Source organism: Pseudomonas sp. 22526 (assembly GCF_052044735.1).
GTDB lineage: Bacteria > Pseudomonadota > Gammaproteobacteria > Pseudomonadales > Pseudomonadaceae > Aquipseudomonas > Aquipseudomonas piscium.
Window position 1 is genome coordinate 25460 of sequence record NZ_JBQENK010000033.1, and the last position, 12060, is coordinate 37519.

Here is a 12060-nt window from a genome sequence, read left to right on the forward strand (position 1 = left end):
GGAATTATGACGCCAGTATAGTGCCACTAATTTCAGCCGTGAAATCTTTGCGGTTTCACGGCTGAAATAGTTGATTACAGACCTGGGAGGCGCTGGCGAATGTTCGCCACCAGGGTGTCGAGGCTCCCGCTTTCATTGGTCTCGACGCGCTTGCTGCGCAGCACTTCTTCGGCGTTCAGGGCTTCGCGATTGGCTTGCTGCTGTTCGATCACGGCCAGGGTCGCGTCCGACGGGTCGTTGCGATCGGCCTGGCGTTGCGCCAGCCAGCTGGCGATGACGGCCTGCGGGGCGTTGCAGTCGATGATCAGGCAAGGGGTGCCAGTCGCTTCGGCAACCTTGGCCGCGGCATCACGCTGGTCGCGCTTGAGGTAGGTGGCGTCGATGACCACCGGGAAACCGGCGCGCAGGACGATACCGGCCAGTTCATGCAGGCGGTCATAGGTCGCGCTATTGGCCTGGGCATTATAAATGCCGGCATTCGGATCGTTCTGTACCTGCTGCTCGCCGAACAGGCGTTTGCGCTCGACATCGGAGCGCAGGCGAACGGCGCCCAAAGCTTCCACCAGGCGCATGGCCACATGGCTTTTGCCAACGGCGGAAACGCCAGAAGTAATCGCCAGGAAGCGCGACGGAATGGTGCTGTAGCTCTCTGCCAGGTTGGCGTAGTTGCGGTACTGGCGCAGGGCCGTGGCGCGCTGCATCGGGCTGGCATCGGCCGGCATGCTGAACAGGGCGACCTTGGCCCGTACCAGGGCGCGGTAGGCTTTGTAGAAATTCAACAGTTCCAGGCCCTGATAGTCACCGGTCTGTTCCAGGTACTGGCTGATGAAACGGCGTGCCAAGCACTTCAGGCCGCGGTCTTCCAGGTCCATGGCGAGGAAACCGGCGTCGGCATAGACGTCAGTGAAGCGGAACGGTTCGTTGAACTCGATGCAATCGAAGATCACCACCTTGCCGTCGATAAGCGTCGCATTGCCCAGATGAATGTCGCCGTGGCATTCGCGGATGAAACCCTCGGCCTTGCGCTGGATGAGGAGTGGCTTGAGGCGTTCGAAGCTGCTTTCGGCCCAGGCTTGCAGGGCTTCGAGTTGTTGCAGGTCGGCCTTGTCGCTGAGGAACGGGCGGATCTGCTCGAAGTTCTGACGCACCGGCGCCATTACGCTTTCCGGGGTGCCGGCTTCGTGGGCTGCCGGGACCCGCGGGGCGTCGAGGTGGAACCTGGCAATCTGCCGGGCCATTTCGTCGATGTGCACAGTGGTCAGTTCGCCATTGGCTTGCAGCGTGCTGAGCAGTTGGCTTTGCGGGAACTGGCGCATTTTCAGGGCGTATTCGATGACCGGGCCGTCACCCGCGATCTGCGGTGCTTCGGCACTGCCAGTGATCGGCAACACTTCCAGATACAAATCATCGGTCAGGCGCTGGTTGAGACGCAGCTCTTCGCCGCAGAAGTGCCCGCGTGCTTCAAGGCCGGTGAAATCGAGAAAGCCGAAGTTGACCGGCTTTTTCAGCTTATAGGCATAGGGACCGGTGAGCAGGACCCAGGAAATATGGGTCTCGATGACCTGGAATCCGTCTACGGGATGCGGGTAGAGGGCCGGGTTTTGCAGGGCGGCGATCAGGGATTGGCTCACAGGCGATCCTTCAGAGTCGGGGAAAATTCAAGGGCGTCATTATGGCCGCTGACAGGGCTAACGCAAACCTCGGGCGGCTCCTGTTGACTATGAATAAAGTGCGTATAATCCGCCGCCATGACTCGTACTCGATCCCCCCGTTCCGCTAAAAAACATCCGTCTAGTGGCCCGCGCCCCTGGCTGGGCTGGGCCTTGAAGCTCGGTCTGGTCGCTCTGGTGGTGCTCGCCGGCTTTGCGGTTTATCTCGATGCCGTGGTCCAGGAGAAGTTCTCCGGCAAGCGCTGGACCATTCCGGCCAAGGTCTATGCGCGTCCGCTGGAGCTGTTCGTCGGACAGAAGCTCAGCAAGGACGATTTCCTCACCGAACTCGATGCACTTGGCTATCGCCGCGAAAGCGTGGTCAACGGCCCTGGTGCGGCGTCGGTCAGTGGCAATACCGTTGAACTCAATACCCGCGGTTTCCAGTTCTACGAGGGTATGGAGCAGGCACAACCGGTGCGGGTGCGTTTTTCCGGCGACTACGTGGCCGAGCTGTCAGGCAGCAAAGGCTCGAAACTGGCCGTGGTACGCCTGGAGCCGCTGCTGATCGGCGGCCTGTATCCGAAGAACCTCGAAGACCGGATCCTGATCAAGATCGATCAGGTGCCTCCTTATCTGCTGGAAACCCTGGTGGCGGTCGAGGACCGGGATTTCTACAGCCACTTTGGCGTGTCGCCCAAGTCGATTGCCCGGGCGGTGTGGGTCAATACCTCGTCCGGTGCCATGCGCCAGGGCGGCAGTACCCTGACCCAGCAGTTGGTCAAGAACTTCTACCTGACCAACGAACGCAGCCTGAGCCGCAAGCTCACCGAAGCGATGATGGCCCTGCTGCTGGAGCTGCATTACGACAAGCGCGAGATCCTCGAGGCGTACCTCAACGAAGTCTTCATCGGTCAGGACGGCCAGCGTGCGGTGCACGGTTTCGGCCTGGCCAGCCAGTTCTTCTTCAGTCAGCCGCTGGCCGAACTGAAGTTGCATCAGATCGCCTTGCTGGTGGGGATGGTCAAGGGACCGTCCTATTACAACCCGCGTCGTTATCCGGAGCGCGCGCTGGAGCGGCGTAACCTGGTACTCGATCTGCTGGCGCAACAGGGTGTGGCGACGCCGGAGCAGGTCGAGGCGGCGAAGAAAATGCCCCTGGGCGTGACCAAGCGCGGCAGTCTGGCGGACAGCTCGTTCCCCGGCTTCCTGGACCTGGTGAAGCGTCAGTTGCGTGAGGATTACCGCGACGAAGACTTGACTGAGGAAGGGCTGCGGATTTTCACCAGTTTCGATCCGATTCTGCAGATGAAGGCCGAGGCTTCGGTGAGTGACACCTTCAAGCGTCTGGCCGGGCGCAAGGGATCGGATGAAGTCGAAGCGGCGATGGTGGTGACCAACCCGGAAACCGGCGAAGTCCAGGCCATGATCGGCAGTCGCCAGGCTGGTTTTGCCGGCTTCAACCGGGCGCTGGATGCGGTGCGGCCGATCGGCTCCCTGATCAAGCCTGCGGTTTATCTGACGGCGCTGGAGAAACCCAGCCAGTACACCCTGACCAGCTGGCTCTCCGACGAGGCCTTCTCGGTGAAGGGCGGCGACGGGCAAGTCTGGAAACCCCAGAACTACGACCGCCGTTCCCACGGCACGGTCTTCCTTTATCAGGGGCTGGCCCATTCCTATAACCTGTCGACCGCGCGCCTGGGCCTGGAAGTCGGTGTGCCGAACGTGCTGAAAACCCTGGGACGCCTTGGCGTCACCCGCGAATTCCCGGCGTTCCCTTCGATGCTGCTGGGGGCGGGGGGCTTGAGCCCTATAGAAGTCGCCACCATGTACCAGACCCTGGCCAACGGCGGTTTCAATACCCCGATGCGTGGGATCCGTAGTGTGCTGACCGCCGAAGGCGAGCCGCTGAAGCGTTACCCGTTCCAGATCCAGCAACGTTTCGATCCGGGTTCGATCTACCTGATCCAGAGCGCGATGCAGCGCGTCATGCGTGAAGGTACTGGTAGCTCGGTCTACAACGTGTTGCCGCGTTCCCTGGCGCTGGCGGGCAAGACCGGCACCAGTAACGATTCCCGCGACAGCTGGTTCGCCGGTTTCAGCCAGGATCTGCTGGCGGTGGTCTGGCTGGGGCGTGATGATAACGGCAAGACACCGTTCACCGGCGCCACCGGCGCGCTGCAGGTCTGGACCAGTTTCATGCGCAAGGCCGACCCGCTGCCATTGGATATGCCACAACCGGATAACGTGGTGCAGGCCTGGGTCGACTCCCGGACCGGGCAAGGCTCCGATGCCAACTGTCCGGGGGCGGTACAGATGCCGTATATTCGTGGCAGTGAACCCCCTCCCGGTCCAGCATGTGACGTCGATATCCCGGCGCCCGTTGAATCGGTGATGGATTGGGTCAAGGGCTGGATGAATTAAGCGAAGAGGGTTTGACGTGAACAAGTGGTGGATTCCAGCTATTACAGCTCTGGCTTTGCTCAATGGTTGCGCCAGCGTGCAGCGTGGCTCGATTCCGGTGGTGGACTCCGGTACCGCCGTGTCCAACAGTGAGCGCATATCGGCCAACGGCGGCTTCCGCAAGACGACGGTCAAGCGTCCGGCCCAGGCACAGACTCAAAGTATTCCGCAGGACTCGGGCGTGGTGGTGATGGTGCCGGGCGGGGCTGCGGCCACTGCCGCGCCAATCAGCAGCGCGCCGATTACCCCGGGCCCGATCACCCCAGGGCCTATCGATACCTCGCCGATCCAGTCCGCGCCGACCAATCAGGGCAGCTACAGCCTGCCACCGACGCCGAGCGGAGTGCCTTCGGCCAGCTCTGGCGGGCTGTCCGCCGATGAGCAGCTGGACGGTCCAGTGCTGGCGCTGTTGACCACCGCTCAGCAGCAACAGGCGAGCGGCGATCTGAACGGCGCCTCCTCCAGCCTCGAGCGCGCGCAGCGTGTAGCACCGCGTGAGCCGCAGGTGCTGTATCGCCTGGCCCAGGTACGCATGGCCCAGGGCGATGCGGCCCAGGCTGAACAGTTTGCCCGCCGCGGCCTGAGCTTCGCCAACGGTCGTCCGGACCTGCAGGCCAGCCTGTGGGCGCTGATCGCCCAGGCGCGCGAGAAGCAGGGCGATGTCGCCGGTGCCGCTCAGGCCCGGCAAAAAGCCAAGGTATCGCTGTAATGGACGCGCGTTTTCCAAAGATCGCCGAGCAGTTGCTGTTGATCGAGCGTGAGTTGCGGCTGCAGGGCCTGTGGGATGACACTCCTCCGAGCGCCGAGGCCCTGGCCAGCGTCGAGCCTTTTGCCGTGGACACGCTGGAATTCGAGCAGTGGCTGCAATGGATCTTCCTGCCGCGGATGAAGGTGATTCTTGAACAGGATCTGCCTCTGCCCAGCGCTTCGGGGATCCAGGAAATGGCCGAGGTGGTGTTCGCCGGTCGTTCGATGCAGGGGCGGGATCTTCAGTTGCAGATCCTGCTCAAAGAGTTCGACCAACTGATAGTCTCTACCCGCTGAAAACCTCTGCAACCACTGCCTAGCGGCAGTGGTTGTCTATCGCCTTCTGCGTTTCCACGATGCGCTGCTGACGTTGTTCCTCGGTCAGGCGGCGTACTCCCCCCTCGATGTTCTCGCTCAGGCGTGGGTTGTTCTGCAACTGCGCCAGGCTGGTTCGTGCCTGTGTGCAAAAACGCCTGCGCTCGGCTTCCTGCCTGGCGAGCTGTTGCTTGGCCTGGTTATCCATGACCTGTTGCTGGGTGTCCGGCTTGTCGGGTGGCGGCGTACGGGGCGCACCTTTCGGGTTTTTCGGCAGAGTGATGGCGGTGCTGGTCACGCCTTGGGGTGGCTGGGCGTCGAAATGGGTGACTCCCTGGGCGTCGACCCATTTGTAAATCTGCCCGGCCTGGCATGGGAGACTCATGGCGAGCAGCAGGCCAGCGGTCATGGCGAAGGTTCGCATTTTTGAATTCCTTATCCAGGATTGCGCAATTGAAGCGCAGACACTCGCGGTTTACAGGTTTTTTCTTGCGTTCTCATGCGCTTAGTTCGAATAAAGCACATTGACGTCTTGACTTGCAGAGGGCGAAACAGAAGAATCCAAAGTCCGCTGTAGAGGGACTGCCAGAAGCAGACCCACTCGGCAGAACATGAGGCGCACATCCGCGCCGACCTGCTACACCCGCAACGCGTTACCTCGCGCTGGGTGGGAAAACCCCGCAACACTTGGGGCACTCCCAATACTTGCTCAGTCAGTGCTGACGTAGTCGGCGACCACCGTCGCTCATGCTCTGCCGAGAAGTAAACCTATTAAGACCCGTCCCCTTTCAAGAGGGCGGTATTCTGGCGTTTTAGAGGTGAACAACGTGGAGCTTTTATCTGGCGGTGAGATGCTCGTCCGCTTTTTGCGTGACGAAGGCGTCAAATATATCTATGGGTACCCGGGTGGTGCTCTCCTTCATGTTTACGATGCCCTGTTCAAAGAACCGGAAGTGACCCACATCCTGGTTCGTCACGAGCAAGCGGCTACCCATATGGCTGACGGCTACGCCCGTGCCACCGGCAAAGCCGGCGTGGTACTGGTGACTTCCGGCCCTGGCGCGACCAATGCCATCACCGGTATCGCCACTGCCTATATGGACTCCATTCCAATGGTGATCATTTCCGGTCAGGTGCCTAGCACCATGGTCGGTACCGACGCGTTCCAGGAAACCGACATGATCGGTATCTCCCGGCCGATCGTGAAGCACAGCTTCATGATCAAGCACGCTTCGGAAATCCCGGAAGTCATGAAGAAGGCGTTCTACCTGGCGCAATCCGGTCGTCCGGGTCCAGTCGTGGTCGATGTCCCCAAGGACATGACCAATCCGGCTGAAAAGTTCGAATACGTTTTCCCTAAAAAAGCGAAGCTGCGCTCCTACAGCCCGGCTGTTCGTGGTCACTCCGGACAAATCCGCAAGGCGGCAGAAATGCTCCTGGCGGCCAAGCGTCCTGTGCTGTACGCAGGCGGCGGGGTGATCCTCGGTGGCGGTTCCGCGCCGCTGACCGAACTGGCACAAATGCTCAACCTGCCGGTCACCAATACCCTGATGGGCTTGGGTGCCTACCCTGGCACCGATCGGCAGTTCGTCGGCATGCTCGGCATGCACGGCAGCTACACCGCCAACCTGACCATGCACCATGCCGATGTGATCCTGGCAGTCGGCGCGCGTTTCGACGACCGTGTGATCAACGGCCCGGCGAAATTCTGCCCGAACGCCAAGATCATCCATGTCGACATCGACCCGGCGTCCATCTCCAAGACCATCAAGGCAGACGTGCCGATCGTGGGTCCGGTAGAGAGCGTCCTGACCGAAATGGTCGCGGCCCTCAAGGAAATCGGCGAAACCCCGAACAAGGACACGGTCGCCAGCTGGTGGAAGCAGATCGAGGAGTGGCGCGGTGATCGCGGCCTGTTCCCTTACGACAAGGGCGACGGCAGCATCATCAAGCCGCAGACCGTGATCGAGACCCTCTGCGAAGTGACCAAGGGCGATGCCTATGTGACCTCCGACGTGGGCCAGCACCAGATGTTCGCGGCGCAGTACTACAGGTTCAACAAGCCCAATCGCTGGATCAACTCCGGCGGCCTGGGCACGATGGGCTTCGGTTTCCCTGCGGCCATGGGCGTCAAGTTGAGTTTCCCTGATGCTGACGTTGCCTGTGTAACGGGCGAGGGCAGTATCCAGATGAACATTCAGGAACTGTCGACCTGCCTGCAGTACGACCTGCCGGTCAAGATCATCAACCTGAACAACGGTGCGCTGGGTATGGTGCGTCAGTGGCAGGACATGAACTACGGTAGCCGTCACTCGCATTCCTACATGGAATCGCTGCCTGATTTCGTCAAGCTGGCCGAGGCCTATGGGCACGTGGGCATTCGCATCACGGACCTGAAGGATCTGAAGCCGAAGATGGAAGAGGCGTTCGCCATGAAAGATCGTCTGGTGTTCCTCGACATTCAGGTCGATACCAGCGAGCACGTCTACCCGATGCAGATCAAAGACGGCTCCATGCGCGATATGTGGCTGAGCAAGACGGAGCGTACTTAATCATGCGGCACATTATCTCCTTGCTTCTGGAAAACGAACCGGGCGCCTTGTCTCGTGTGGTTGGCCTGTTTTCGCAGCGCAACTACAACATCGAAAGCCTGACCGTGGCGCCGACCGAGGACCCGACCCTGTCGCGTCTGACGCTGACCACCGTGGGGCACGATGAAATCATCGAGCAGATCACCAAGAACCTGAACAAGCTGGTTGAAGTGGTCAAGCTGGTCGACCTGTCGGAAAGCGCTCACATCGAACGCGAGCTGATGTTGGTCAAGGTCAAGGCCACCGGCGCCCAGCGCGCCGAGGTCAAGCGCACCACCGATATTTACCGTGGGCAGATCGTCGACGTCAGTGCCAGCGTGTATACCGTTCAATTGACCGGTACCAGCGACAAGCTCGACAGTTTCATCCAGTCGATCGGCACCGCCTCGATTCTGGAAACCGTACGCAGTGGCGTCACCGGCATTGCCCGTGGCGACAAAGTACTCAGCATCTAACTCAAATTAGCGAACGGCCTGAACGGCCTGATATAGGGGAAATTCATGAAAGTTTTCTACGATAAAGACTGCGACCTCTCGATCATCCAGGGCAAGAAAGTTGCCATCATCGGTTACGGCTCCCAGGGCCACGCTCAAGCGTGCAACCTGAAAGACTCCGGCGTCGACGTGACCGTTGGCCTGCGTAAAGGCTCGGCTACCGTTGCCAAGGCTGAAGCCCATGGCCTGAAAGTGACCGACGTTGCCGCGGCCGTTGCCGGTGCCGACCTGGTCATGATCCTGACCCCGGACGAGTTCCAGTCCCAGCTGTACAAGAACGAAATCGAGCCGAACATCAAGAAGGGCGCCACCCTGGCCTTCTCCCACGGCTTCGCGATCCACTACAACCAGGTCGTTCCGCGTGCCGACCTCGACGTGATCATGATCGCGCCGAAGGCTCCAGGTCACACCGTACGTTCCGAGTTCGTCAAGGGCGGCGGTATTCCTGACCTGATCGCTATCTACCAGGACGCTTCCGGCAACGCCAAGAACGTTGCTCTGTCCTACGCAGCTGGCGTGGGCGGCGGCCGTACCGGCATCATCGAAACCACCTTCAAGGACGAGACTGAAACCGACCTGTTCGGCGAGCAGGCTGTTCTGTGTGGCGGTACCGTCGAGCTGGTCAAGGCCGGTTTCGAAACCCTGGTCGAAGCTGGCTACGCGCCGGAAATGGCCTACTTCGAATGCCTGCACGAACTGAAACTGATCGTTGACCTCATGTACGAAGGCGGTATCGCCAACATGAACTACTCGATCTCCAACAACGCCGAATACGGCGAGTACGTGACCGGTCCTGAAGTCATCAACGCCGAATCCCGTCAGGCCATGCGCAACGCTCTGAAGCGCATCCAGGACGGCGAATACGCCAAGATGTTCATCAGCGAAGGTGCTACCGGCTACCCATCGATGACCGCCAAGCGTCGCAACAACGCCGCTCACGGTATCGAAATCATCGGCGAGCAACTGCGCTCGATGATGCCGTGGATCGGTGCCAACAAGATCGTCGACAAAGCCAAGAACTAAGTTCGAGTCTTGTCAGGGAAAACGCGGCCTAGGCCGCGTTTTTTCGTTTGGATAGGCAGGTTCTGGTATAAAGCTGGATCCTTTGTGGTCCAATCGTGGCCCTGGGTATCGTCGAAACTTTTCACACCGTTGCAAGGTAATGTCCATGAGCGAACGTCCCGAAGAGCCAAACCAGGCCTCTGACGCCGATAGCCTGCTACCCATCGATGAGCATGTCGAAGAAGGGCATGACGCTGAAGGCCGTAAAGTCCGGCATCGTGGTATCTATCTGCTGCCGAACCTCTTCACCACCGCGAACCTGTTCGCCGGTTTCTACTCGATCATCAATTCCATGAGTGCCCAGAGCGCATTGAGCGCCGGGGACGCGGCAGGGGCGAGCAAGTATTTCGCGTTCGCGGCCATCGCGATCTTTGTCGCCATGGTGCTCGATGGCCTGGACGGGCGCGTAGCCCGCATGACCAATACCCAGAGCGCCTTTGGCGCCGAATATGACTCGCTGTCCGACATGGTTGCCTTCGGCGTTGCGCCTGCCTTGCTGGCATTCGGTTGGGCGTTGGGCGACATGGGCAAGGTCGGCTGGATGGTCGCCTTCATCTATGTGGCTGGCGCGGCTTTGCGTCTGGCCCGTTTCAACACCCAGGTGGGGACTGCCGACAAGCGTTACTTCATTGGCCTGGCCAGTCCGGCGGCGGCGGGTGTGGTGGCCGGTATTGTCTGGGCATTCAGCGATTACGGTATCCAGGGTTCGAAGATGTCGTTCCTGGTGGCGCTGATGGTAGCGGCGGCCGGCATGCTGATGGTCAGCAACATCAAGTACAACAGCTTCAAGGAGCTGGATCTGAAGGGGCGTGTACCTTTCGTGGCGATCCTCGCGGTGGTTCTGGTATTCGCCGTGGTCTTCAGCGATCCGCCGCGGATTCTGCTGCTGGTTTTCCTCGCCTACGCAGCCTCTGGCCCGATTCAGTACTTGTTGCATCTTCGTCGTCGCAAAACGTTGCCTTAATGTAATTTCCCCCATACTCCGCAGTCTATTGGTGCATCAGTCCTCCAATGCTGCGGAGTTGCCATGTTGATCAAAGTCCCCAAGTCGTCTGACTGCAAAGAGTCGGACGTCACGCCTGAATCCCTTTATTTCTCTCGCCGTAGCCTGCTGGGGGGGGCCATTGCCGGTCTGGCTGCCAGTGCGCTGCCGCGTTGGGCCAGTGCCGAAGACGCAGGGCGTTATCCGGATGTCGAGCCTGGCAAGGCGCCGTCATGGTTTGCGCAAAAACTGCCAGCGACCAAATGGCAGGCGGTCAACGTCAAGGATGAGGCGATCACTCCGTTCAAGGATGCCACCCACTACAACAACTTCTATGAGTTCGGTGCCGACAAGGGCGATCCGGCTGCCAATGCCGGCGCGCTGAAAACCGAGCCCTGGAGCGTGGTGGTGGACGGGGAGGTGGGTAAGCCAGGGCGTTATGCGCTGGAAGACTTCATGAAGCCTTATCAGTTGGAAGAGCGGATCTATCGGCTGCGTTGCGTCGAGGCCTGGTCCATGGTGATTCCCTGGATAGGTTTCCCGATTTCCGAGTTGCTCAAGCAGGTCGAGCCAACTTCGAAGGCCAAATACATCCGCTTCGAAACCCTTCAGGACCCTAAAAGCATGCCCGGTCAGCGTTCGGGGTTTGCCCTGATCGATTGGCCTTATGTAGAAGGCCTGCGTCTGGATGAGGCGATGCACCCGTTGGCGATTCTTGCCGTGGGGATGTACGGCCGCGAGCTGCCTAACCAGAACGGTGCGCCATTGCGCTTGGTGGTGCCGTGGAAGTACGGCTTCAAAAGCATCAAGTCCATCGTACGCATCAGTCTGGTGGAGGAACAGCCGAAAACCACCTGGCAAAGTATCGCTGCCAATGAGTACGGTTTTTACGCGAACGTGAATCCTACGGTTGATCACCCTCGCTGGACCCAGGCGCGCGAGCGTCGGCTGCCCAGTGGTCTGTTCAGTCCCAATGTGCGTGAGACGCAGATGTTCAACGGCTACGCGGATGAAGTCGCTTCTTTATATACCGGCCTGGATCTGCGGAAGAACTACTGATGCGCTACCCATTCTGGCGCCTTGGCGTCTTCATCGTTGCGGCTATCTGGCCTTTGCTCTGGTTGTACCAGGCTTGGGCCTCGGCGCTCGGACCCGATCCAGGGAAAGTGCTGGTCGATCGTCTGGGGCTGGGGACGCTGATCTTTTTGCTGATCACCCTGAGCATGACGCCCCTGCAGAAGCTGACGGGGTGGGCGGGATGGATCGCGGTACGACGCCAGCTCGGTTTGTGGTGCTTTGCTTATGTGGTGCTGCATTTAAGTGCTTACGCCGTATTTATCCTCGGGCTCGACTGGTCTCAGCTGGGGGTGGAGTTGCGTAAGCGGCCCTACATTATTGTAGGAAGCCTGGGCTTTCTCGGATTGTTGGCCTTGGCGGTGACTTCCAATAGATACAGTCAGCGTCGTCTGGGCAGTCGTTGGAAGAAACTGCATCGGCTGGTCTATCTCATTCTTGGGCTGGGTTTACTGCATATGCTCTGGATCGTTCGGGCTGATCTTAAAGAGTGGGCTATCTATGCTTCTATCGGCGCATTGTTATTACTGCTGCGGTTACCGCCGGTGACACGTCGAATCCCCCGTTTAATGGTAAAAAAACCATCTTCTGCAACAAAAGCGTAATTAGGGGTTGACGGCAGATTCTACAGGTCTATAATTCGCCCCACTTCCGGCGCAGTCGAAACGGAAAACTCCTTGATA

The 12060-nt window shown here is 59.7% G+C and carries 11 protein-coding genes; 9 read left to right on the forward strand and 2 right to left on the reverse strand.

The genetic code is table 11. The features are described 5' to 3' along the window. Positions 1-74: 74 nt before the first annotated feature. Entirely contained in the window at positions 75-1631 is a 1557-nt protein-coding gene (locus ACTJKT_RS30190) for an AAA family ATPase (RefSeq protein ID WP_440790172.1), read from the reverse strand. Positions 1632-1748: 117 nt separating this feature from the next. Between ACTJKT_RS30190 and mrcB the strand changes: the two genes are divergently transcribed. The 3 genes from mrcB to ACTJKT_RS30205 are packed head-to-tail and all read left to right on the forward strand — an operon-like array spanning position 1749 to position 5156. Further along, positions 1749-4073 carry a penicillin-binding protein 1B gene (gene mrcB / locus ACTJKT_RS30195; protein ID WP_440790174.1) on the forward strand — a complete coding sequence of 775 codons (2325 nt, stop codon included), beginning with the start codon at positions 1749-1751 and terminating at the stop codon, positions 4071-4073. A gap of 16 nt (positions 4074-4089) precedes the next feature. Continuing rightward, complete coding sequence (locus tag ACTJKT_RS30200; RefSeq protein ID WP_440790176.1) at positions 4090-4821, forward strand: tetratricopeptide repeat protein; 732 nt, start codon at positions 4090-4092, stop codon at positions 4819-4821. Beyond that, positions 4821-5156, forward strand: coding sequence for a YqcC family protein (locus tag ACTJKT_RS30205; protein ID WP_097305105.1), 336 nt, complete (start codon positions 4821-4823; stop codon positions 5154-5156). Before ACTJKT_RS30200 ends, ACTJKT_RS30205 begins: the two co-directional genes overlap by 1 nt. Positions 5157-5175: 19 nt before the next feature. On the opposite strand, the gene ACTJKT_RS30210 is transcribed toward ACTJKT_RS30205, so the two are convergent. Further along, on the reverse strand, positions 5176-5598 hold the full coding sequence (locus ACTJKT_RS30210) for a DUF4124 domain-containing protein (RefSeq protein ID WP_440790178.1): 423 nt from the start codon (positions 5596-5598) through the stop codon (positions 5176-5178). Between the two features lie 403 nt (positions 5599-6001). Between ACTJKT_RS30210 and ACTJKT_RS30215 the strand changes: the two genes are divergently transcribed. The 6 genes from ACTJKT_RS30215 (at position 6002) to msrQ (ending at position 11982) form a co-directional block, all read left to right on the forward strand. Further along, positions 6002-7726, forward strand: a complete 1725-nt coding sequence (locus tag ACTJKT_RS30215) for an acetolactate synthase 3 large subunit (RefSeq protein WP_025805338.1) — start codon at positions 6002-6004, stop codon at positions 7724-7726. A 2-nt stretch (positions 7727-7728) separates the two neighbouring features. Continuing rightward, positions 7729-8220, forward strand: a complete 492-nt coding sequence (gene ilvN, locus ACTJKT_RS30220; RefSeq protein WP_007924620.1) for an acetolactate synthase small subunit — start codon at positions 7729-7731, stop codon at positions 8218-8220. 45 nt (positions 8221-8265) lie between these two features. Next, the gene (gene ilvC / locus ACTJKT_RS30225) at positions 8266-9282 is read left to right on the forward strand and encodes a ketol-acid reductoisomerase (protein ID WP_007959661.1); all 1017 of its coding nucleotides are present in this window, start codon (positions 8266-8268) and stop codon (positions 9280-9282) included. 145 nt (positions 9283-9427) lie between these two features. Then, a complete protein-coding gene (gene pssA, locus ACTJKT_RS30230) occupies positions 9428-10285 on the forward strand; it encodes a CDP-diacylglycerol--serine O-phosphatidyltransferase (protein ID WP_009050877.1) in 858 nt (285 codons plus the stop codon). Between the two features lie 63 nt (positions 10286-10348). Then, positions 10349-11362, forward strand: coding sequence for a protein-methionine-sulfoxide reductase catalytic subunit MsrP (gene msrP, locus ACTJKT_RS30235; protein ID WP_440790182.1), 1014 nt, complete (start codon positions 10349-10351; stop codon positions 11360-11362). Further along, positions 11362-11982 (forward strand): protein-methionine-sulfoxide reductase heme-binding subunit MsrQ, encoded by a 621-nt coding sequence (gene msrQ / locus ACTJKT_RS30240; RefSeq protein WP_009050874.1) that lies wholly within the window; start codon positions 11362-11364, stop codon positions 11980-11982. Before msrP ends, msrQ begins: the two co-directional genes overlap by 1 nt. Positions 11983-12060 lie beyond the last annotated feature (78 nt).